General features: G+C 68.5%; 17 protein-coding genes, 1 tRNA gene and 1 pseudogene. 8 read left to right on the top strand and 11 right to left on the bottom strand.

Features of this window, described 5'->3' with window-relative positions:
- Nucleotides 1–150 precede the first annotated feature (150 nt).
- Both ACWEKM_RS22795 and ACWEKM_RS22800 read right to left on the bottom strand, forming a co-directional pair.
- The gene (locus tag ACWEKM_RS22795; RefSeq protein WP_451623025.1) at nucleotides 151–1,677 is read right to left on the bottom strand and encodes a DNA primase family protein; all 1,527 of its coding nucleotides are present in this window, start codon (nucleotides 1,675–1,677) and stop codon (nucleotides 151–153) included.
- On the bottom strand, nucleotides 1,674–2,633 hold the full coding sequence (locus ACWEKM_RS22800) for a bifunctional DNA primase/polymerase (protein ID WP_451623026.1): 960 nt from the start codon (nucleotides 2,631–2,633) through the stop codon (nucleotides 1,674–1,676). The genes ACWEKM_RS22795 and ACWEKM_RS22800 overlap by 4 nt, the downstream gene beginning before the upstream one ends.
- Before the next feature lie 904 nt (nucleotides 2,634–3,537).
- Between ACWEKM_RS22800 and ACWEKM_RS22805 the strand changes: the two genes are divergently transcribed.
- The 3 genes from ACWEKM_RS22805 to ACWEKM_RS22815 all read left to right on the top strand — a co-directional run bounded on the left by ACWEKM_RS22805 (nucleotide 3,538) and on the right by ACWEKM_RS22815 (nucleotide 6,765).
- Nucleotides 3,538–4,062: an ATP-binding protein gene (locus tag ACWEKM_RS22805; protein ID WP_451623027.1), complete on the top strand. Its 525-nt coding sequence runs from the start codon at nucleotides 3,538–3,540 to the stop codon at nucleotides 4,060–4,062.
- Between the two features lie 176 nt (nucleotides 4,063–4,238).
- Nucleotides 4,239–5,480, top strand: coding sequence for a DUF6923 family protein (locus ACWEKM_RS22810; protein WP_451623028.1), 1,242 nt, complete (start codon nucleotides 4,239–4,241; stop codon nucleotides 5,478–5,480).
- Nucleotides 5,481–5,946: 466 nt separating this feature from the next.
- Complete coding sequence (locus ACWEKM_RS22815) at nucleotides 5,947–6,765, top strand: hypothetical protein (protein ID WP_451623029.1); 819 nt, start codon at nucleotides 5,947–5,949, stop codon at nucleotides 6,763–6,765.
- Nucleotides 6,766–7,107: 342 nt separating this feature from the next.
- Here the strand turns inward: ACWEKM_RS22815 and ACWEKM_RS22820 are convergent, their stop codons facing one another.
- The 4 genes from ACWEKM_RS22820 to ACWEKM_RS22835 form a co-directional block, all read right to left on the bottom strand.
- Entirely contained in the window at nucleotides 7,108–9,087 is a 1,980-nt protein-coding gene (locus ACWEKM_RS22820; RefSeq protein WP_451623030.1) for a hypothetical protein, read from the bottom strand.
- Nucleotides 9,084–9,446: a hypothetical protein gene (locus tag ACWEKM_RS22825; RefSeq protein WP_451623031.1), complete on the bottom strand. Its 363-nt coding sequence runs from the start codon at nucleotides 9,444–9,446 to the stop codon at nucleotides 9,084–9,086. The genes ACWEKM_RS22820 and ACWEKM_RS22825 overlap by 4 nt, the downstream gene beginning before the upstream one ends.
- Nucleotides 9,447–9,675: 229 nt before the next feature.
- Nucleotides 9,676–9,843 (bottom strand): hypothetical protein, encoded by a 168-nt coding sequence (locus ACWEKM_RS22830; protein ID WP_451623032.1) that lies wholly within the window; start codon nucleotides 9,841–9,843, stop codon nucleotides 9,676–9,678.
- A 736-nt stretch (nucleotides 9,844–10,579) separates the two neighbouring features.
- A tRNA-Leu gene (locus tag ACWEKM_RS22835) sits at nucleotides 10,580–10,661 on the bottom strand.
- A gap of 467 nt (nucleotides 10,662–11,128) precedes the next feature.
- On the opposite strand from ACWEKM_RS22835, the gene ACWEKM_RS22840 reads away from it, so the two are divergent.
- Both ACWEKM_RS22840 and ACWEKM_RS22845 read left to right on the top strand, forming a co-directional pair.
- Nucleotides 11,129–11,524 carry a chaplin family protein gene (locus ACWEKM_RS22840; RefSeq protein WP_451623054.1) on the top strand — a complete coding sequence of 132 codons (396 nt, stop codon included), beginning with the start codon at nucleotides 11,129–11,131 and terminating at the stop codon, nucleotides 11,522–11,524.
- 378 nt (nucleotides 11,525–11,902) lie between these two features.
- Nucleotides 11,903–13,417, top strand: coding sequence for an LCP family protein (locus tag ACWEKM_RS22845; protein WP_451623033.1), 1,515 nt, complete (start codon nucleotides 11,903–11,905; stop codon nucleotides 13,415–13,417).
- Nucleotides 13,418–13,453: 36 nt separating this feature from the next.
- On the opposite strand, the gene ACWEKM_RS22850 is transcribed toward ACWEKM_RS22845, so the two are convergent.
- A complete protein-coding gene (locus tag ACWEKM_RS22850) occupies nucleotides 13,454–13,867 on the bottom strand; it encodes an SsgA family sporulation/cell division regulator (protein ID WP_451623034.1) in 414 nt (137 codons plus the stop codon).
- A gap of 274 nt (nucleotides 13,868–14,141) precedes the next feature.
- On the opposite strand from ACWEKM_RS22850, the gene ACWEKM_RS22855 reads away from it, so the two are divergent.
- On the top strand, nucleotides 14,142–15,386 hold the full coding sequence (locus ACWEKM_RS22855; RefSeq protein ID WP_451623035.1) for a nucleotide sugar dehydrogenase: 1,245 nt from the start codon (nucleotides 14,142–14,144) through the stop codon (nucleotides 15,384–15,386).
- 116 nt (nucleotides 15,387–15,502) lie between these two features.
- On the opposite strand, the gene ACWEKM_RS22860 is transcribed toward ACWEKM_RS22855, so the two are convergent.
- Both ACWEKM_RS22860 and ACWEKM_RS22865 read right to left on the bottom strand, forming a co-directional pair.
- On the bottom strand, nucleotides 15,503–15,850 hold the full coding sequence (locus tag ACWEKM_RS22860) for an ArsR/SmtB family transcription factor (protein WP_451623036.1): 348 nt from the start codon (nucleotides 15,848–15,850) through the stop codon (nucleotides 15,503–15,505).
- A 153-nt stretch (nucleotides 15,851–16,003) separates the two neighbouring features.
- Nucleotides 16,004–16,243: pseudogene (locus tag ACWEKM_RS22865) on the bottom strand (ATP-binding protein); the annotation flags it as partial.
- Between the two features lie 141 nt (nucleotides 16,244–16,384).
- On the opposite strand from ACWEKM_RS22865, the gene ACWEKM_RS22870 reads away from it, so the two are divergent.
- Nucleotides 16,385–16,909, top strand: coding sequence for an ATP-binding protein (locus ACWEKM_RS22870; RefSeq protein WP_451623037.1), 525 nt, complete (start codon nucleotides 16,385–16,387; stop codon nucleotides 16,907–16,909).
- Nucleotides 16,910–17,002: 93 nt separating this feature from the next.
- On the opposite strand, the gene tpg is transcribed toward ACWEKM_RS22870, so the two are convergent.
- Together tpg and tap are read right to left on the bottom strand one after the other, a co-directional pair.
- Nucleotides 17,003–17,560 (bottom strand): telomere-protecting terminal protein Tpg, encoded by a 558-nt coding sequence (tpg, locus tag ACWEKM_RS22875; protein ID WP_451623038.1) that lies wholly within the window; start codon nucleotides 17,558–17,560, stop codon nucleotides 17,003–17,005.
- A 6-nt stretch (nucleotides 17,561–17,566) separates the two neighbouring features.
- Complete coding sequence (gene tap / locus ACWEKM_RS22880) at nucleotides 17,567–19,882, bottom strand: telomere-associated protein Tap (RefSeq protein ID WP_451623039.1); 2,316 nt, start codon at nucleotides 19,880–19,882, stop codon at nucleotides 17,567–17,569.
- Between the two features lie 910 nt (nucleotides 19,883–20,792).
- Between tap and ACWEKM_RS22885 the strand changes: the two genes are divergently transcribed.
- Complete coding sequence (locus tag ACWEKM_RS22885; protein ID WP_451623040.1) at nucleotides 20,793–21,140, top strand: antibiotic biosynthesis monooxygenase family protein; 348 nt, start codon at nucleotides 20,793–20,795, stop codon at nucleotides 21,138–21,140.
- Nucleotides 21,141–21,169 lie beyond the last annotated feature (29 nt).

Below are 21,169 nucleotides of genomic sequence, written 5' to 3' on the forward strand. Positions count from 1 at the left end.
GGCGCCTGGGTGCCCTTGGCAACCCGCCCCCGCACCTGGCCCGTACAGCCGTCGGGCTCGGGGTCGGGGCTCGGGGGTCGGAGGTCAGGGGTCGGCATCGCTCATGCCGACGCAGCTGTGCGGGTTCACGCCCTCCGAACGCTCCGGTGGTCAGGGCACGGATACCGTCGCCTCGTCGCAGAGCAATCCGATACCCGGGTAGTACTTGCGCGAGTTGGAGAGGATCATCTCCCTGGGTGAGGCAAGACCGGCCAGCTCTCGCGCTCGTTGGGCGAAGGCCCGGGAGGACATGGCCGTGGCTCCTTCTTGTTCGCACCACGCTCGGTACGCCGCGTAGAGACCGGCCTGCTCGACCCGGCAGTCAGGGCCGTGGCCGCAGCACTCGTCGAAGAAACGCCCCGTGTGGTCCTCGGTCTCCGCGTACGCCGTGGTGGCGATGCGCACCCGTTCGGGACCGGTGAGATCCCGGTCCCCGCCGAGGTAGCGACGAGCGCCGTCGGCGAGCCAGCCGAGGATGCCGGGCCCCTCCTCCGTGACGAGGATGTCGGCCAGGTTGTCGATCTTCCGGTCGTCGGAGACGACCCGTTCGAAAGGGATCAGCCGCATGCGGCGCCAGAACGCGAAGCCGCCCGTACCGACCTCCGGCCGGTGGTTGCCCAACAGCCAGAGCTTGTGCGTGGGTTCGAAGCTGAAGAAGTCCTGCCGCATCCGACGGGCCTTGATCCGGTCACCGCCGGTCAGCAGCTTGACCCGGGCCTCGTCGAACCTGTCCCCCAGCTTGACCTCGGAACACACGATGACGCGGCGACCGTGCAACTCGGCGAGATCGGTGGGGTGGCCTTCGTAGGGCCGGGCCATGAGGAAGCCGGGTGGGGCCGCGTCGGCGTAGTCCCCGAGCAGCTTCATCAGGACCTCCAGCAGGACGGACTTGCCGTTCTTGCCCGCACCGAACAGGAAGGGCATGACCTGGCCGCCGACATCGCCGGTGATGGAATAGCCGAGCAGCAGTTGCAGGAAGCGGATCATCTCCTGGCCTTCGTCGCCGTCGCCGAAGGTGTCGGCCAGGAAACGCCGCCAGCGTGGGGTGCACACCTGCCGGGGGCCGACCATGGTGGAGCGGGAGTGGAAGTCCTTGGCCGGATCGGGTCTCTTCAGTCTGCCGGTGCGCAGGTCGACGATGCCGTCGGGCGTGCACAGGGCGTAGGGATCGGCGTCCAGCAGGGCAGCGTTCAGCACCATGCCGGGGGCGGACCTGGCCTGTACGAGCATGGAGTTGATGCCGGAGGTGGACAGGGCGCGGCGGCGGTGCCGCCGCAGGGCTTCGGCGCTGTGCAGGCCCCTGGCATCGGTGACGGCGATGCTTTCGGCGAGGTCGCCGGCGGCCCACAGGACGGTGTCGTCCTCGTCGATCTGCCAGCGGGTGCCGTCCCAGCGGTACCAGCCGAGGCCGGGCACGTACTGGTAGTCGCCGGCGTACAGCTTGACGAACAGCTTCGCCATGCCGCGATCACTGAGCGTGTCGGGCAGCAGGCCGTGCCCGCCCGCCCGCTCGGCGCGTGCCCCGTGGTCGGCAACCGGCAAGAAATTCAGGGGAGTTGGCTTTTGGGCGAGGATCTGGGCGGCGACGGCCTGGGGGTCGAAGTCGAACAGGACGTTCTCGTTGCCGGGGACCGTCACGAGCGGCTCCCGGGGTGCAGGGGTCGCTGCGCCGCGGCGGCCGGGCCACCGCCGGCCCGGCCGCGCACGGCGACATCGTCGAGTACGGCGACTTCGTCGAGTACGGACCTGAGCGTGCCCCGCACGCGTGCCCGCCCCCCACCGGCGAAGACCTGGCGGACGGGGCCCCCGCGGGGCGTACCGCTACGGGAGCCGCGTACATGGCCGGTGCGTTCGAGCTCGTGCGCGAGCCAGGACGGAAGAGGGGCGGGTGCGCAGGCGCCTTCCAGCAGGGTGTAGGTGCCGTGGCCGGTGATGGTGCCGGGCGCGACGGTGTATCTGCCGTGTGCGCGCACGTCGACCTGCCAGGCCAGGGCGTGCCGGGCAGCGGTGTCGGCGGAGCACTGCCAGCGGCGGTTGTCGGCGACGCGGTACCAGACGTGCAGGCCACCGGACGGGGTGCGCACACGGAGGGTGCCGGTGTCATCGGCCGGACTGGGCTGGTTGCGCAGGGCGGCCAGGACGGCCAACGTGTGGAATCCGTTGCGCAGTCCGGTGAGGTCGACCTGGCTGCCGATCTGGATTCCGGGCAGGAGCCGGTCGGGGGCCGGATGGTGCGCGGGGTGAGCGTCGATGTCGATGACCACCAGGCCGGCGGGGCCGCAGGCCACACCGACGCCGAACCCGGGGTGGGCACCCCACCAGTCCTCGATGCGCTGGAGGTCGCGGGTGGCGGCGTGTGGGCCGTGGCACCAGCGGCCGGCGGCCGGGCAGGCGCACCGCGCCGCGGTGTGTCCCGGCCTACGGCAGCTGATGCAGTCGGGGGCCGGTGTGTCGCCGCCGGGTGCGAGGGGGTGCACGGGCCAGCCTCGGTAGGCGCACCATCTGGCGATCAGCAGTGACTGCCGGGGAGCCGCCAGGGCATGCGGGAACTCCTGTCGTGAGCCGCAATGAGAAAAAGGCAACTCAGCAGGCATGTAGTCCCTCTATCAGTGACTGAAGCGACTCAACGTCGGACGCAGATTAGCGAAGCCGCGGTGCGATGACGCGGACTCGGATGCAAACGGAGCAGCCATGCCGATCATATGATCCGCGGCAGATGTCTACGGCTGTCGAATGCAACGGACGGGACCGCGGGTCGCTCGGCGACCGCCTCTTGAATAGGAACGAGAAACCCCAGATGACAGGGGCTTTTCGGGCCCCGGCGGCGAGTGCGGCGACCAGAGCCTCGCGCAGGGGAAACACGCGTGCACGCGACTGTGTTCAGCTACCGAATTCACAGTCGCTTCAGTCACTGCCGAATGCCCGGCCACCCTCATGACCTGCGCGTTCCATCCGCTCCGTGGCGTGACCGAGCCGGTCTGACGGTCGCCTTCCCCCGGTCGCCGTCTGTCCGGCCGACGGCGACAGAGAGCCGGGAACCGTCGCTCGGCCACGTCACATGGATGGTGAAGATCACCCACCGGCGGCAGTGAGTGGACGGTTGTTCGGGAACTCGGGGCGAGACCTCGAAAGGCATGCCCACCGGTCACCGACTCACAGATTCACACAACTTCACCCGCGCGAACAGAGGGTTCCTATTTTCGATATGTGCCGCCGAACCGAGAACACCAGTTCGCTGGAATCAAAATGCCGCCACTGATACTTTGCCGCCGCGTCCCGGACACACATGCCGCCGGGCGGAGGGGCCGCGTACATTGAGTGTCCTTCTTCGTCCTGCTCGTGGGAGCCCCAGATGTCAGGCATTCACCCGGTACGTGCGTCGTCGCCGGACGGTCACCGTAGTGCCCTCCGCGGCATGGACAGCGAGGTGGCGGTGGGTGATCGGCGGTGCGCGGTGCCGAACTCCCGGGCAGGAGGCGCAAGATGACGCCTCCCGCCGTGGCCGGACGGATCGAGCATGCTCCGCTGCCCCAAATGGATCGGCCGTTCTGTACACGTATCGCCTTCAGTTTTCCGCGCACGCCGGTCGGCGTGGCTGAGCAGCCGGTAGCCGGGGACCTGGTGCGGGTCGGCGAGATCCGGCGGATCTGCGGTGTGCGGCTGCGGACTTGGGGACTGGAGCGGTTCGACGACTCCGTACGACTGCTGCTGAGTGAGCTGGTCACCAACGCGATCTCGCACGGCTCCGGCAGCCGGATCGGCGTGCGCCTCTCGCATACCCCGGGACAGGTGCGGATCGAAGTGCGCAGTGGTCCGGTGCGCACCTTGACGGCCCGCACTCCCGGCCTGCTCGACGAGGACGGACGAGGTTTGCTGCTCATCGACGCGCTCGCGGACGCCTGGGGTGTCGATGACGACCACTGGGTCTGGTGCACCGTCGCCACCACCGCACCGTCGCCATCACGTCGAACGGGGGCCGACAAGCCGTCGCCATCACGTCGAACGGGAGCTGACAAGCCATGACACGGGTGCCGTTCACTCGGTGCGGGGCGTCACCTGTTCAGATCACCTGTTCGTCACGCTGACCGGAGCACCGGCGTCTTACCTGCATGTCCCCCTCCGAAGACGGAAGGCACGTGAGGCAGATGAACAGGCGTCTTTCAAGCCGGCTACTTGCGATCGCGCTCACGGCAAGTGGTGTGACCGGAGGCTCTCTCGGGCTACTGGGCGCGCCGCAGGCTGTCGCGGCACCGGCCGCGGACGGTTTCGCATGCGACGGTCAGATCTTCCAGTCGGCCGGTTCCACCAGCGCCGTCAAGCTCTACACGGGTACGGTCGGGCCGGGCACCGTGTCGTTCTCCCCGCTCGGGCCGAACGGTCCGGGCTACAACGCCATCGGGGTGGACCCCGACACGCAGTACATCTTCGCGATGCGCCGCGACAACAACCACCTCCTGCAGATCAACAGGACCGGCTCGGTGAAGGATCTCGGCGCGATCGCCGGCCTGCCGTCCACCGCGAACTACTACATCGGTGGATTCGACAAGGCGGGCGACTTCTACATCGCCGGCAACAAGACCCCCCTGTACAAGGTCGACACGAACAAGCGAGTGGTCGTCTCCAAGACGGCCCTGAGTTCTCCGCTGGGCGGGGGCGTCGGCGACATCACCTACTCGGCGGGCTTCTTCTGGAGCGCGACGATCGACGGCGGCATCCAGCGCATCAACCCCACGACGGGCAAGGTCGACACCTTCTCCGGCATGGTGCCGGCCACCAAGCAGGGATACGGCGGCGCCTTCACCTACGGCAACAACGATCTGGGGTTCTTCGACAACGGCGGCACCCTCTACCGTGTCGCCGTGAAGAACCCGGCCAATGCGGCACCCACGTTCACACTGGTGTCCTCGCAGGAGGCGACCGCGGCCGGCGCTGTCGATGCGGCCGCGTGCTTCGTGGCGCGGGCCGACCTCCAGGTGGTCAAGGTCGGGCCGCTTCAGGTCAACGCCGGTGATCCGGTCACCTACCAGATCATGGTGACGAACAACGGCCCGGCCGAGTCCTCGGGTTGGACCGTCAACGACACGCTGCCGACCGGGCTCCGGAACCCGACCACCGCCACCCCGGGCTGCACCATCGACGGCTCGCAGCTGTCCTGCACCGGCGGGGCCCTGCCCGTGGGCGAGAGCGCCGCCATCACCGTCACCGGCACGGCGCCCGTTCCCGGCGGTGTCACGCTGGACAACACCGTCACCGTCCGCGGCAACGACCCCGACCCCAAGCCCGAGAACAACACCTCCGACACGACCACCGAGGTGGTCGATGTCCCGCTCATCGACCCGGCCGTGGGCGCGGCCACCGCCGCGGGTGTGAGCGCCCTCGCGACCGTCATCCTCCGCCGCCGGCGGAGCACCGGCGAGGAGAGCGGTAAAACGGCCTGCTGATCGTGCGCGGGTAACCTATTTCGGGGGCGGAAGGAACCCGTGTCCGAGGCGGTCGGATCGAAGCATGGGAGCTTTCTCTCCGACCGCCGGACATGGGCGGAACACCGCCCCCTCTCCATTGCACTGCTCCTGTTCCGGAGACCATCGGTGCAGGCAGCGCGCTTGTCCGACGGCCGAGAAGCAGCACCAGGCACGCCGCGCACTATTGACATCCTGTCGATAGCGATGTCATATTCATGACCTTTTTGCTGGTTGAAGAAAAGTTAAAAAGTTCACTCGTAACTGCCGTGTCGGTAGCGCGTTGATCTGTCCATGAGGGTTTTCCAGGCGAGGCTCCACAGAGCGCCGAGCCGCACTCCACCATCAACGAACCGCACCCTGGCCGGAGACCCCTGCCGGGTATCGCCCCTGCTCCGGCGTCAGACAGCCCTCATCGATCAACCGCACGCGCACCGGGAGGAACCGCATGAGAGAGTCCACGAAGGATTCGAGGTGGCCATGCCTCAAGGGAAAACTGGAAGCCGGTATCGGCCACTACATGGCCGCCGTGGCGGAGCGCCTCCTCACCGACGGACTGCCGGTCACATCCCTTTATGCTTTTGCCGCTTACGACGAGCGGGTAATCGATGACAACGATATCGAGGGGAGCATTCACTTCAACAAAGCCTTCCAGGTCAGTCTCAACGGGTCGGCGGAGTCCTTCCTGCACTGGGTCGGTACGTCGGGCTGGTGCTATCGCACCATCCACCATGGGCCGTGCGTCGGCTCCCTTTCCGAGCATGCCCGCTGGCTCAGCGCGGGGTTGCTGCCCTCTCCCGACCGGGTGGCCGCTTTTGTCTCCGCCGTTCGCGTCGATCCGGACACCGCGGGAAGCAGTGAGCGTCCTTACTATCGGACCTCCTGCGATCAACTGCACGAGCTTGCGGCCGGTTTCAGAAGGTTTGCACCCGGAACGCAGCACACCCCGCTCGCCCATGTGAACCATGAATACCGCTTCGTGGAGGCGCAGGGCGCCGCGTACCGCGACCGCGTCCTGAAGGCGCTGACCTCCGGAGACGACCGGGTCCTCTTCCTGCCCATCCGGAACAGTGAACTGCACGCCTTGATGGACTTGTTGGAGTACACCGAAGTCATCGCACCGCTTACCGGACCCCATGACCTCGCCCACAGTCTTGCGCAGGATCTGACGCTGAGGACCCCGGGGGACCACCGCAGCGTGCACCGGCACGGCCGGGCACGTCTCCTCGCCGTCGAACAGGGAGACCACCACGACCAGCACATGTAGCCGCAGGTGGTGCGGACGGGCCGGCCGGCCCTGGTACCTGGCGGACGGGGACGAAGATGGTTCGTCCTCTCCTGTTCCATGACCTCCTGCTGCCGGGTCGGCGGCCGCAGCGGGAGGTCACGATCTCCTTCCTGGCTGGTTCCTGGCTAGTGCCCCAACAGGCAACGTTCGCCCCGTCGCGACGCCCGGCACGCTCCCCCGAGCTCTTCGAGCAGGGGGCACCCCCACTCGCCGCACCGGGCGCAGGCCCAAGTACGTCCAGTTACGAGGGCCTACACCCGGCACGCCGAGAGAACGCACCGGACGCCGCTCCTTGACGGGCAAACGTCACCTGCCGGGGCACTAGAAGTCCCAGATCAAGTCCGGTTTCAGAAGCAGAAGTCGCAGGTTTTCCGCGCCAACTCGCACGCGGTGGGAGGCAATCCGGTCCTTCTGGCTGTTGTTGCGCAGGATCGCGTCGGCCTGGAGCAGGGCGTCGGGCAGGGAACGGTCGACGTAGCAGTTCACCCGGGAGTCCCCGCTGGCCTTGAGCAGCATGTTGAGGTTCTTGGTGGTGATGCCCAGGGCGGGGCCGCGCTGGGGGAGCCAGTAGGCGGCGGGCCCCTTGCCTTCCCAGCCGCTGCCGTCCCGCTTCTGGACCAGGCCCTGGTCCTGTTCCACCTGTCCGGAAACCGCGGGGCCTACGACGCCCTTGTCGTCCCGGATGTGCAGCCGACCCCGCGAGAAGGCCCGGCGCAGGACTTCGCCGACGGCCGTGGCCACTCCGTCCTGGGCGGTGCTCTGCGCGTCCATGCAGGCGGCCTGCCGGGCCAGTGAGGCGGCGAGCGGAGCGGCCACGACATCGACCAGGTCGGACATGTTGGTGTCGGTGACCGCCGCGACCAGGCCGAGGCCCGACAGCATGGCGGCCGCGGCGGTGATGACGCCGTCCATCGTGTCGCCCGGCTCCGGCAGCACCGCGTCCACATGGGGGCTGAGCTGTTCGAGGGCCTGTTTCTCCAGCTCCGCGAGATGGCCGTCGGCGTCCGGGAGGGCGTGGAGATGGGCGATGATCCTGTCGCCGAGGGTGCGAAGGGGAACGGTGAGGCTCTGTCCGCCGCCGGATTTGTACCAGCGCCAGTCGACTTCGCCGCCGTCTCGCGAGAGATAGATGACCACCGAGCGCCGGTACAGCGATTCCTGCATGGTGGGGGGCAGCATCTGGGCGGCGATGACGGGAATGGAACGGATCCGGTTGGCCGGCCGGGCCGTCAGATCGCGGTTGCGCCGCCCCTTGATCTCTGTCGCGTTCCCTGCGGCACGGATCACGAGTTCGAGCTTCTTCTCCATCTCGCGCATCTGTGCAGCGGACGATGCCCGGGTGAGCGGGATGTCGTCGAGCAGGGTCGGCATGTCCCCTTCGAAATCGAGTGCGCACTCGATGTCCGTGGCGGTGCTGCTCATGCCCTTGGTCGGTACGGGGGGCCAGGCGTGGGGCCGGGAGGTGAGCAGAAGACTGCGAGCGGTGTTGGCGGCCGATGTCTTGCCCGAGTTGGGTGCGGCGTCGAGAACGAACGCCGCCGAGACCGGGCGCAGCGAGTAGGCGAGGGAACGGGCCCCGACCGCCAGCGCCATCAGGGAGGCCCAGCCGTGGCCCGCGATGTCGTCGACCGCCTGGCGGCACTCTTCGTCGGTGGCGGTGCGCTCAAGGGGGGCGGCAGCCTGTCGCAGGGGTTCAGGGGCGCCGATGACGCGGACGGAGCCGCCGCAGGGGTGGCTGCGGCCGTCCGCGTACACATAGGTCAGGCCGACGGTCGGCAGACGGTGCCATCCGGTGTGGGCCACCACGGGGGTACGGGGCAGGCGTTTGCCCTGGTCGGTGATGATGTTGATGAGGACTTCACGGATGGCGCGCGAAGCGGCGCCGCTGTCGTCGCTGAAGTCGTTCCAGCCGTCGGCGGTGCGCAGGTCCGAGAGGCTCTTGGTGAGGGTGTCCGCTCCGATGGTGATCGTGTAGTAGCGACCGGCGGACTTGCCGTCCTCGCCGATCAGCACCAGGCGTTCGGAGACGTAGGGCGCCCAGTCCAGGACGACATCCCAGCCTCCTTCCTTGCCGCGGTTGGCCTTCCAGACCGTGCCGTAGTCCTCATGGGCCTCGTAGTACCAGCCGGCGGATCCGATGACCGGACGGCCCGGAGGGCCGTCGCCGGGGTCCCCCGCTCCTTCTCGGACCGGGGAGAGGTGATCCCGGCCGCGGTGCGCGAGGTCCTCCGCCTCCCTGTCCCGCGCGTAGCCGTCGTACGGTGCCACGGACAGGCCGCCGGCGAAGGTCTCGACCGTCATCGGTCCTCCTCCCGGAAGACGATCCGGGGAAGTTGCCGGGCCTGATCCTGGACGATGTCGGCCAGCAGGTCCTTGAGGGCGAGGCTCTCCCAGATGTCGACGGCCGTGAACTGCTCCCAGCCTTTTCCGTCCGGGAGGTCCCGGTCGCAGAGCAGGGCCAGTTGTCGGTTTACCCGGACCACAAAGTGTTGCCTGTGGCACGTGCCGTCGGCGTCCAATGCCACGAGCCTGGCGAGTACTTCCGGGCACCAGGTGAGGACTTGTGCCGTCCGCCCTTCGGATCGGTTCCAGACGCCGCCCTCCTGACGCTCCGTCGGAATGGCGTACCACCAGCCATGACAGCCGGGAACGGCCGTCATGGCGGGCCCAGTTCCTTCGCCCTGGTGCGGAGTTGCCGTGAAAGTGATGTTGAGGAGACTTGGCTGTCCGCTCCCCCGAATTGCCGCAGACATGGGTATTCTCTTTCTCCTAGCAGTGGTTCGTCACCTTTGGGTTCCATGACCGAACATGGGACCGGTGGGTGAACTATCTGTTGACACCGGCCCGATGCTTCTTTGGCTGAGGTGCGGCGGGCCGGTGTCTTCCTACCTAGGCAATTGCCGTTGTGTCAGTGCTCTCTTCCTCGAATCTGGCGCGCATGATCTCCCACACCAGGGCCTGAAGCTCCTGTGCCGCTCTGATGACCGCTTGCGGGTCCTCGGCGATGTATCGCGCGGAACGTTCGGTCAGCAGGCCGACGGACATCGCGGCCGCCATGCGTCGGCCGTTCTCCTCGGAGATCCCTCTGCGGACTCCATGCCCTGGCACCCCGGCGGTTGTCGCCACCGAAGCGACCGTGGGCCGCGTGACCGTACCTGACATCCGGGCGATTTCCCCGGATGTGAGACCTGGGCGTCGGTCAGGACCCCGGTGCGATGGGCTCCCCAAGGCGTCCCCCTCAAGTCGGCGTGGAAAATTGAGCAGCCATCAACCTACCGCGCAGATGGGCGGCCACGGTCCGGACCCAGGGGGTTCCACGCCAAGTTCACCGTATCGGGTAATACACCCTCCCGAGTGATTTACTCACCAACACAACGCCGATCTCTTTCCGTCAAAATCAGACAAGTGTGCTGCCGCATATCCCCGCAGCACTTGATCTTGACCATTGAATCTTTTGGCCTGGCCGTACGGTCGTCGTGAGCGTTCCCCGAACCGGCGGGAGTATGTGGCCGTGATCGGGATTCAGATGCTTCCGCCGAAGACATATGCAACGGCCGCCTCGCGCCGCCATACTGAACGGAACTCAATCTTCCGGCCGTTGCCGACGATCGCACCCTCATGCACAGCATGTGATGTATCACCACGAGGGCAAAAAGGGCCGATATGAAGGCCGTTCTCAGATCACCCAACGGAAGGCCGGCGCCAAGAGCGCCCCACGGCCACCAGCAACGCAACTACGCAGCCCCGGCTTCGCGGGCGTATGCACATACAGGCCGGCGGGAATCCGCCAAGGTGGGAGTGGAGGGATTCGAACCCTCACGCCACAGGACACCGGGACTTGAATCCGGCGCGTCTTCCAGTTCCGCCACACTCCCCAAGAGGCGCCCAGAATACCCTTTCTCCGGAGGCGTGCGACACACGGTCGAGCCGTCGCTGAATTTACCCGACCGTATGAAAAGCAACGGCTCTGATCTCCCCGCGGGAACCAATTGTCGGTGCCCATGGGGAAGTTGAGGAACTTTCACGTTGTGGGGTCCCCTGCCGCGCCATGGCAGGGGACCCCACGGTTCTCCCGACACAACGCCGATGGCCTTCACAGGAAACGCACGTACACCGAACGGGTGGTGAGCCCCGGCATTCCGGCCGGCACGGCAGTGGACCGGAAAGACGTCAACCTGCATTGCCGCCCCGCGTCATAACCCTTCTCCCGGGGCCTCTTTCACTACAGGCTGCCGAAGGCCGTGCCACGGCCCAGGGTGCTCCGCATGCCTTCCTGGGCGAGTACGGACACGCAGCCTGCCAGGAAGCGTCCAACCAGATCTGGAGACAATCCGTGCGCAAGATGATGACGGCTGCCGTCCTTGGGGCATCCTCCGCCTCGCTGGTCCTGAGCAGTGCGCTGGGGGCTGCCGCGGCGCCCGCCGCCCCCGAAGACTCGGGCACCGGCACGTCGGCCCTGTCCGGCAGCCTGCTCCAGCTGCCGCTGAACATTCCGGTCACGGTGTGCGGGAACACCATCGGCATCCTCGGACTTGAGCCCCTTTCGTCCGGCAGTGACAACGGGTGCAGGCACTCGGCCCAGCCGCAGGGCACCGACGCGGCCGACCCCGCGGTCGGCGGTGCGGTCGATGGGGTGGCCGATGGGGTGGCCGGCCCTGCGATCGATGGTGTGGCCGGCGGTCTGGTCGGCGATGCGGCCGACCCCGGTACGAACCCGGAGGACCTGTTCCTGTTCTAGAACGACCGCGCAGCAGCGCGTCCAGACGTCCTGCCGCCTCTCGCGGCACGCGTCACACGCATGCCCGACCGCGCCTTCCCGACGTCGTTGCCCGAGCACGAGTTCCCGTGCAGGGCTTCGCACGGGCACCTGTGCGCGGTGGGGCAGGAAGTACCGCCGGGGCGGGGGCATCGGCCCTCGCCCCGGCCGTGTGGGGTGTGGCACGCCCGGCCCCGGCACCTGCGCCGTGCGTGCCACCGCCGTCCGACCAGGGCCCCGGGGCGGCGTCTGCCGTCCCTCCCTACCAATCGGACGAAAACCGGACGCAATACCGGACGGAATGCCGGATGCAATACCGCACAAATACCGGACGAATGCCGGACGAATGAGGACGGTCGGATGACCACCACTGACCGGGCTGCGCCCTCCCCCCACCGGCGCCGGGCCGAACCACGCCGCCACGGCAGGCGAGCGGCACGGCGGCGCACGCGCGGCCGGCTGCGGTCAGCGCTGTTCATCGCGCTGACCTTGATGGTGCTAGGCACGGTCGGCGTGGGCTGGATCCAACTGTGGCTGAACGGCGGCATCCGTACCTTCGACGGAAACGGCCTGTCCGAGGACCGTCCCGACGCCAGCTCTTCCATGGGCGAGAACGTGCTGGTCATCGGCTCCGACGCGCGCAATGACGGCAACAGTGCGCTGGGCGGTGGCCACAGGGACGACACGGGCCGTTCCGACACCGTGCTGCTGCTGCACATCCACGCCGACCGCAGGCACGCGGTCGCGGTGTCGATCCCCCGGGACACACTGGTCACCATTCCCCCGTGCAGACTGCCCGGCGGTGCCTGGACGAAGACCCGGACGAACGCCATGTTCAACGCCGCTTTCTCGGTCGGGCAGACGGAGAAGGGCAACCCGGCCTGCACCCAGAACACTGTGGAGAAGCTGACCGGACTGCGCGTCGACCACACTGTGGTGGTCGATTTCAAGGGCTTCGCGGCGGTGACGGACGTGGTCGGCGGGGTGCGGGTGTGCCTGCCGGACGACGTCTACGCAAAGGACCTCGACCCCCATCGCGGCACCCGGGGCGAGCTGCTGTTCAGGAAGGGCGAACAGACCGTCTCCGGGCAACGGGCCCTGGACTACGTCCGCATCCGGCACGGCGTCGGCGACGGCTCCGACATGGGACGGATCAAGCGTCAACAGGCGTTCGTCGCCGGTCTCGTCAAGAAGGTCAAGAGCGACGGGCTCACCCCGGCCAGGCTGCTGCCGCTGGCCGACGCCGTCACCAGGTCGATGACCGTCGATCCGGGCCTCGGCACCGCGCACAAGCTGATCTCGTTCGCCATGTCGCTGAAGGACATCGGCCTGCACGACACCAAGTTCGTCACGGTTCCCTGGCGTTACCAGGGGGCACGCGTCGCGATCGTCCAGCCGGAGGCCGACCGGCTGTGGGCCGCGCTCAGGGCCGACCGTCCCATCGACGGCTTGGGTTCCGACGGCGGGAGGAACACGGCGACGGGGTCGAGTCCCGCCTCGCCGAGCACCGCCGACGCCGTCTCCGCGGAGGGCATCAGCGTCGCCGTCTACAACGGCACCGCAACCTCCGGCCTGGCCGCGGCCGCCGCCGCGAGGCTCACCGAGCGCGGTTTCACCGTCACCGGCACCGCGAACGCCCGCGGCCAGGACCACACCACCACCGTGATCCAGTACGGCACGGGCCTCAAGTCCCAGGCCCGGACGGTCGCCGGGCTGTTCCCCGGGGCCCGGCTCCAGTCGATCGGCGCACTGGGTATCAACGTGATCCTGGGCCGGTCCTTTGCGGTGCACGCCCCGGCCTCCGGTCCCGCCTCGGTGGTCGGCAGCATCCGCTCCGCCGATGACGCCCCGTGTTCCGACCTGTCGTACGGCTGACCGCGGCGCTGCCCCTCTCCCCCGGCCGTCCCCGGCTCACACTCCCCCTACGAGAGCAGCCAGGTCTCGGTCGACGGCCCGGTCGATGTTCTCCTGCCCGAGGGCCACTGCGGCGAACGTGCGCTTCAGGAAGCGGCGCAGGACATCCGTGTCGAACTGGATCAGCGCCAGGCCCTCCGGCGCATGGAACTCAAGGACCGTATGGGCGCGGCCACACGGCCAGATGTGCACGTCGCCGTGGCCCGCCGGTGCTTCCAGCCCTTCCTGCAGCAGTTCACGCGAGAAGGTCCAGGTGACGTCGGTACCGCTGAGCGAGGCATCGGGCGGAAAGCCGATGTCGACGGCGAAGGGGGCTTGCGCGGTGTACCGCAGCGTGGCCGACACGGGCAGCTCCTGGCTCTCCGAGGTGATCAGTCGGGCGCGGGCGGGCTGCTCGACGGTGATGTCCATAGGTCCTTCTTCACGTTGGGGCCGATGCCGACGGATGCCGACGTGCCCTTAAGACCCGCGAAGACCTCTCGTATTACGCGGCATCACCGGAGATCAAACGTGAACTGCGTCACTCACCACCCCTGCCGTATGCCCCTGCGCACGATCGCTACACCACATGAGCGATCTATCGTCATATCTTCGCCGCCGCAGCCTCTTCCTGTATGAGCGACCACCGACACGTATCCCGGGGAACCGAAGAACCGGAGAGCTGGAGAGCTGGAAAGGGAGACCAATGAACATTGCTGTCGTGGGACAGGGCCATGCCGGTCTGCCCCTGGCCCTGGCCGCCGTCGAGGCCGGCCATCACGTGATCGGTTTCGAGCCCGACGCGCGACGCCTTGAACAGGTGCGCGGCGGCGTCTCCCCGGTCGACGACGTCCCCGGCAAGGCGCTGGAGGCGGCCGTGAAGTCCGGCCGGTACCGGGTGACCTGCGAGGAGGAGTCGCTGGCCGGCTTCGACATCGCCGTCATCGCCGTGCCCACAGCGACGAAGGAGCGCGTAGCGGATCTCGGGGCCGTACGGGAGGCGACCGAGACCCTCGGGCGGCATGTGAGCAAGGGCGCCACGGTCATCCTTGAGTCCACCGCCGCGCATCCCGGTACCACCCGCACGATCGTGCGCCCGATTCTGGAGGCGCTTTCATGGCTGCGGGCCGGGATCGGTTTCCATCTCGGGTTCAGCCCGGCACGCAGCGAACAGGGCGACGAACGGTGGACGTTCACCAACACTCCGAAGATCGTCTCCGGGCTCACCGGGAAGTGCCGCGACCAGGTGGCGGCGTTCTACGCCGACCTCACACAGAACGTGGTGCCGGCGGACAGCCTCGAAGAGGCGGAGCTGGCCAAGGTGTTCGAGAACGCCTTCCGGTATGTCAACGCCGCCCTTGTCAACGAACTGGGCCGCCTGGCGCACACGTTGGACATGGATGCCCGGCGCACCCTCGCCCTGTCCGGCTCGCAGCCGTTCGACCTCACGACGCTCACACCGGGCCCCGGAGCCGACCGCCACTGTCTGCCGGTCGACCCGGTGTACCTGAGCCAGCACAGCAGAGCGCGACAAGAGGAGGCGCTCCGGCTGGTCGAACTGGCCAGGGACGTCAACGAGGCGCAGCCTGCCTACGTCGTCGGCCGCCTCCAGGACGGCCTCAACACGCGGCATGGCAAGACCCTCACGGGTGCCCGCGTGCTGGCGCTCGGACTCGCCCGCAGGACCTGTGCCGTCGGCTCCCACCGGTCGCCCGCCGCCGAGGTGGTCGCCCAACTGGAGCGCGAGGGCGCGCTCGTCGACGTCGTGGACCCCAGCGGCACGGCAGAGGCTCAGCCCCTGTGCGCCCCGCTGCCGTACCGGGCCTACGACGCTGTGGTGCTGCTCACCGCGCACGACGGGTTCGACCTCGCGCGCATCACCGCGGAGAGCGGGTACGTGCTGGACACGCGAGGCACCCTCCCGGATGCCCCGCACGTCGAACGGCTGTGAGGAACCATCTGGGCTCCCCGCTCCCCCGGGCGGTGCTCCGCAGGCCGGGGTCACACCGTGAACGGAGCACTCTGCTCCGGCTCACGGAAGCCGGCCGCCAAGGCGGGGACGCGCTGCTACGACTGCTTCGTCTCTCCTTGTGCGGCCCGCAGACCGGCGAGGAGTTCGGCCTGCTCGGCCAGTACGCCGGACAGAATGGTCCGAGCCACTCGCAGCAACTCCGCGACATGCGGGCTGGTCAGCGAGTAGTACACGTTTGAGCCCTCCTTGCGGGTCTTGACCAGGTTCGCCCGGCGCAACACGGCGAGTTGCTGGGACAGATGCGCGGGCTCGATACCCACCTCGGGCAGCATCTCGGCGACCGCGTGCTCACGCTCGCTCAAAAGCTCCAGGACGCGGATCCGCGCCGGGTGACCGAGCGTCTTGAAGAACTCGGCTTTCAGCTGGTACAGCGGCGTACTCACCGACCCGTCCCCTTCCCGCCCCGGCGGCACGGCCGCACCGGCCGGACATCGGTCCATCGCATCCACCCACTCATCGACAGCATGAGGCCCATCCTCGCCTGCCACAGCGGCAGCGCCGAATCCGCGTCGGCTGAGCCACCGCGTCCGGGCGGCTCACAGGGGCAGTGTGACCCAGATGCTCTTGCCTCTTCTGTCGGCGTCCACCCGCACCTCCGCCGTGCCGTCCAGGCCGAGGATGAGTTCCATGACCGTGGCCAGTCCCCCAGTTCCGGTTCCAGTTCCGGTGCCGGTCAGCGCCGGTCGGTAGGGATGGCGGTCGTAAACAGCAACGGCCACACGGCCCGGGCCGGTTGCGTAGATCACCGTGACCTGCGGGGAGAGCACGGCGGCGTGCAGCCAGCACAACATCTAACGAATTGTAAAATTAAGCAATTCGCCATCAGATGGAACCGCGTCAATCCTCTCGGCATCGCCTCGACGCTCTTGGCTTGCTCGCCCGTTCCCACGGCCCACGCAGCGCTAGCATCGGGCCCCATGATCGTATGGCTCAACGGCACCCACGGCGCAGGCAAGACGACGACCAGTGCACTCGTGCAGCCACTCATCCCGGATTCACGGGTGTTCGACGCCGAGAAGGTCGGCGAGACACTCATGGACATCACGCCGGGGCTGCCCGGAACGGACAACTTCCAGCACTGGCCGCCGTGGCGGCCGCTCGTGGTCGAGACCGCCCGCCGCGTACTCGACTACACCGGCGGCACTCTGGTGATGCCCATGACTGTCCTGGTCGAGCAGTACTGGCGCGAGATCAGCACGGGCCTCGCCCAACATGCCGTCCCGGTACGGCACTTCGTTCTCCACGCCGACCAGGACACCCTCCGCGGGCGTATCGCGGGCGACACTGTTGTTGGCCCCAACTCCCCGTTCCGTCTCCAATACCTTGAGCCCTACGCCGAGGCGGCCCGCACCTGGCTGCACGCCGAGGCCGAGGTCGTCGACACCACACACCTCACACCCGCCCAGGCCGCCCTACAGATCGCAGAGGCCGTCAAGAGGTGAGGTCCACCCGCCACGCGAAACATGCGCCGTGACAACAGAGTTGGTGGCAACAGAGCAGGTGGCAACGGAGAACGACCTTCCGGTGCGGGACGCCTACAGGTCGAACGCCAGGAACTCGATGTCGGTGAAGCGGACCTCCTCCAGGCTGCCGGCGCGGCGGCCGCTGTCCTGGAAGTAGATCTCCTTGAGTCCTTCGGCGGCGATCTCCTGCAACTGCCGTTCGTGGGCGCCGCTCTGCTGGGCGTCGAAGAGACGAGCGGCATAGCGGGGCGGCAGCGCGACGGTCAGGTGCCGGAGGCGGGCGTCGTCGGTGGTACCGACCGGGGCGGTGTAGCCGATGCGGGCGCGGGTGTCGATCACGATCCCGCCGGTCGTCGCGGCCTCCTCGCGGGCCTTGGCGCGAATCCGCGGCTGCCACCGCTTCTTCACCTCGCGCTCCAGGCGCGCGGCCAGGTCCGGGCGGGGTTTCTTGATCTGGTCCTTCACATACCGTTCGACGGTGCGCTGGGAGATGCGCAGGAGCTGGGCGACCGCCTTGGTGCCCTTGAGCTGCTTGACCAGGTACCGCATCTGCGCGCCCGCGCTCTTGGGCGCCGGGCGGGTGAACGCCTTCTGTACCGCGGCGTCCAGGCCGTCCCCGAACATGGTCATGCCCGCCTACTCCCCACTGTCGACGTCGGTGACGGTGCCGTCCTTGATGTAGCGGGCGAGGTTGAGCTCCGGCGCGTTGAACCGCTCGCGGACCTCCTCGCCCCACAGCACGGACTGCGTGCCCTCGTGCTTGACCAGGCCCGGGTTGACCCCGAGTTTGAAGCCGCCGGGCAGCGGCTTGCCGTCCCGGTAGGGAAGGAAGTCCAGCGGCGACGTCCCATCGGCCGCGTACACGACGCAGTCGGAGAGGATCGCGACCGGGTACTGGCCTGTGAACGCCGCGTGCTTGACCAGTTTGCGGTGCAGGTTGATCCGGGTGCGGGAGATGACCGCGGCGCGGATGTCCGGCCGCCAGGTGGGCCGGGCAAGGGCCCGCCACGGCCGGCCGGGCCGCCAGCCCTCGCCGCGGGGCCGTTCGCGCAGCTTGCCCAGGCCGCCCTTGACCGTCGCCTTGATCGCCGAGACGACGATCGCCAGTTCCGGATCGCGCTCCTTGTAGCCGTCCATCGCCGCCAGGAAGCCGGCCGGCGGCAGGTCGGCAGTGACGCCGAGGCCGGCCATCGTGGCGAGGTAGGCGTCACGCAAGCGGTTGTACCAGGCATCCAGGTAGCGGCCGTTGTCGTAGCGTACGTACGCCTCGACCGGTGCGACCTCGTAGCCCAGCTCCTGGGCGTAGGCGACCGTGGGCGTCGCGTACCAGGCCGGGCCCTGCGGGCAATCCCCCTTCGGTGTGAACGGGCTGGGCAGCATCTCGCCGTCCAGGTCCGCCCACGTGTCCTTGGCGATCTTTACCCGGGACAGGTCGACGTGGGACAGGTCGACCAGCCACGATCCGGGCAGTTTCGGGTCGAACACCGGCGCCTTGACGTGCGTGGGCGCACCGAGGCCGACGACGAGGCCGTTGGCGCCGGCGGCGAAGGCCATGTTGACGTCGATGCCGACCAAGTGCCGCTTGGTGCACTCGGCGTCGGTCATCGGCCGTGCCCAGTCGTACGCCTCCTCGAACAGCTTCTCCGCCGGTCCGCGGACATGGAAGCGCGGCAGGTCCGCCAGGAGCGGGTGTCCGTCCGGCGCCTCGCACGGCGCGCAGTCGACCGGGTCCGTGCCGAGGCTGCCGGGGTTGTGCTCGGAGTGTCGGCGGCCTTCGGCGTCGGGCTCGCAGGCACGGGTCGGCGGGTGCAGCGCGGTCATCAGCTCCAGGCCGGTGACGGCCGTGGTGCCACGCGGTGTCATCACTCGGGACGCGTACACGCCCAGCAGCCGGGCGAGTTCCGGCGGCGGAAGCTGGGCGGCAGCGCCCCAGTGCCGGGCATCGAGCGCGTCCCAGGACAGGATGCACAGCTGGACGCAGATCCGCTCCGAACCGCGGGCCGGGCGGTAGATCCACGCCCACGGGCCCAGCCCGCGCTTGGTCAACTTCCAGTCGGCGCGGGCCAGTTGCTTGATGACCTTGTGACCCTCCGGGATCCGCCCGGCGAGCCGCTCCTCATCCGTGAGGGTGACGGGCAGTCCGTAGCGCTCCAGCGCGACCTCGGTGAGCACCAGCAGCGGATCGGCGTCCTTGCCCGGCCCGGACAGCCTCGGCTGCCCGAGCTTCGCCTCCTTCAGTGTCCACTCGACCAGGGCCGACAGGGACTTCGCGGGCACGTCCAGGACCAGACCGCCGACACCGTACGCCAGCACCTGGCCGTCGGCGCCGACGTCGACCACGGCGAGCGGGCCGTTCTCAAAGCGCGGGTTCGCGACCGCGGCGGCGGGACCCGGGGTGGCCCTCTGCGCCGCCGGCCGCCATGAGGTCGACGGCGGCCTGGTGCCGCGCGCCGGCCGCGATGCGGTGGCCGGGACGGCGGGACGGAGCGGAGGGTCCTGTCCGGCCGCCAGGGGCGCGGCATCGGATGCCGGGACCACGGATACGGTCCGCGGTGCCGATTTCGGCACCGGAGCCGATTCCGATTCCGGTGCCGGTGCCGGAATCGGCTCTGGTTCCGGCTCTAGTTCTGGGGCGACAGGGGCGTGCGCGGCCGTGAACGTCTCGGGCACCGCCGTGTCCTCAGCGGCCACCGCGGTGCTGGCGTCAGGGGGGTACAGCTCCGCGAGCTTGTCCAGCAGGCGGGCGTACGCCTCCCGCTCCGGGCCGCGCGGCTCGGTCGGCTTCTTGACGGACTCCCAGCCGGACACCGTGGCCCGGCGCACCTTCAGCGCGGCCGCCACTTCGTCCAGCGTCAGACCGTGCGCCTGACGCAGCCGTCTGCGCTCCGCCGGGGGCGGCAGCGGGGACCGGGACGCGACCAGCGCGTCGACCCGGTCGAACAGCTCGGACATGGCCCACCTCCTACCCCGCGATCATCCCACGGAACGTACGTTTCACGTACTCATACCGTACGGATCGCGTACGGTAGCAGCTGAAGCCGGGTCGCCGCCGACGACGTGTTTACGGTCGTCGTGACCCCTCGCAACGAAGGCTGAGCGGTTCTCAGCGAAGGCTGGTGACCGGCGTTCCTTCTCACCGATGGTTAAGCGCGCAGGTCAGAGCGTTGCGCCGAGCAGCAGGAGAGGAGGGCGTCCCGCCGCGTGCCAGCTCGGCCTCAACTCCGAGACGGCACTGGTCGTTTATGAGACGCCCGTCGAGGGCTGACCAGGCTTCTGACCTGCGGCGTCGCCCGGGCTCAGTGTTCGGTGAGAATACTCAACCTTGGCTGCGAGAGGTCACATCGCTGTCCGGTTGTCACCGAGGTTTGACCGCGGGCCCTCGAACCTTGACGGACGCGAGTTGTGTCATCGAAGCCTGATCAGCACGCCGGGCCGACGGCTACGGCCACAGGCCCGGGGGCACTGGTCGACCACGCCGAGGGCGTCGATGAGGGAAACCTCGCGGTCTTCGGGTCAGGCTGTTCTTCGGTCCAGGGGTCGTTGGGGGTGCGGTGCGCAGGGTGGTGAGGGCGGCGTCGCACGCCCCGGGCGCACCCGTCCACAACGCGGTGGTACCGGACCTTCCCCGGCGACCGCCCCGGCCCGGAGTTCGGCGATGCGGGCGCAAGAACCAGCGCCTGCGCGGGCAGGCCACCCGGGCGCGCGCCGGATTCGGTGCCGACTCCGGCGGCAGTGCGGGGACACCCACCCTCATGCCGCGTCCGATCGCCGGTTCCTGAGCCCGCGTACAGGTCGCGTCCGATCGGGGGGAATACGGCCCTTACCTGTCCCCCGCACCCTGGGTAAGGGGAAAAAGAGGTTCATGACCGTTACCGCACGCATCGACAGCAGCCGCCCGGTGGCAACTCTGATCAATGTCTTCACCGTCTCGCCCGACCGCCAGACCGAGCTGCTCACGCTGCTCGCCCACGCCACCGAGCAGACGATGAAGCACCAGCCCGGCTTCATCTGCGCCAACTTCCACGCCTCCCAGGACGGCGAGCGTGTCATCAACTACGCCCAGTGGGAGTCCGAGGAGCACTACCGCACGATGCTCGCCAACCCCGACGCCCGCGTCCACATGGACCAGGCGGCGAAGATCGCCACCAACGTGCAGCCACGGCTGTTCCAGGTGCACTCGACGCACGGCGCCCCGGCTTCGGTCGCCTGAACCGCGACCAGGTCACGGGCATCGTGCTC

The sequence above is a fragment of the Streptomyces sp. NPDC004752 genome, from assembly GCF_053601275.1.

Excerpts from the sequence above, each read along its gene's own strand:
- ACWEKM_RS22800 (WP_451623026.1), bottom strand. The coding sequence starts at position 2,633 with ATGCCTGCTGAGTTGCCTTTTTCTCATTGCGGCTCACGACAGGAGTTC.
- ACWEKM_RS22815 (WP_451623029.1), top strand. The coding sequence starts at position 5,947 with ATGAGAGAGTCCACGAAGGATTCGAGGTGGCCATGCCTCAAGGGAAAA.
- ACWEKM_RS22820 (WP_451623030.1), bottom strand. The coding sequence starts at position 9,087 with ATGACGGTCGAGACCTTCGCCGGCGGCCTGTCCGTGGCACCGTACGAC.
- ACWEKM_RS22825 (WP_451623031.1), bottom strand. The coding sequence starts at position 9,446 with ATGACGGCCGTTCCCGGCTGTCATGGCTGGTGGTACGCCATTCCGACG.
- ACWEKM_RS22830 (WP_451623032.1), bottom strand. The coding sequence starts at position 9,843 with ATGGCGGCCGCGATGTCCGTCGGCCTGCTGACCGAACGTTCCGCGCGA.
- ACWEKM_RS22840 (WP_451623054.1), top strand. The coding sequence starts at position 11,129 with ATGATGACGGCTGCCGTCCTTGGGGCATCCTCCGCCTCGCTGGTCCTG.
- ACWEKM_RS22845 (WP_451623033.1), top strand. The coding sequence starts at position 11,903 with ATGACCACCACTGACCGGGCTGCGCCCTCCCCCCACCGGCGCCGGGCC.
- ACWEKM_RS22850 (WP_451623034.1), bottom strand. The coding sequence starts at position 13,867 with ATGGACATCACCGTCGAGCAGCCCGCCCGCGCCCGACTGATCACCTCG.
- ACWEKM_RS22855 (WP_451623035.1), top strand. The coding sequence starts at position 14,142 with ATGAACATTGCTGTCGTGGGACAGGGCCATGCCGGTCTGCCCCTGGCC.
- ACWEKM_RS22870 (WP_451623037.1), top strand. The coding sequence starts at position 16,385 with ATGATCGTATGGCTCAACGGCACCCACGGCGCAGGCAAGACGACGACC.
- tpg (WP_451623038.1), bottom strand. The coding sequence starts at position 17,560 with ATGACCATGTTCGGGGACGGCCTGGACGCCGCGGTACAGAAGGCGTTC.
- tap (WP_451623039.1), bottom strand. The coding sequence starts at position 19,882 with ATGTCCGAGCTGTTCGACCGGGTCGACGCGCTGGTCGCGTCCCGGTCC.
- ACWEKM_RS22885 (WP_451623040.1), top strand. The coding sequence starts at position 20,793 with ATGACCGTTACCGCACGCATCGACAGCAGCCGCCCGGTGGCAACTCTG.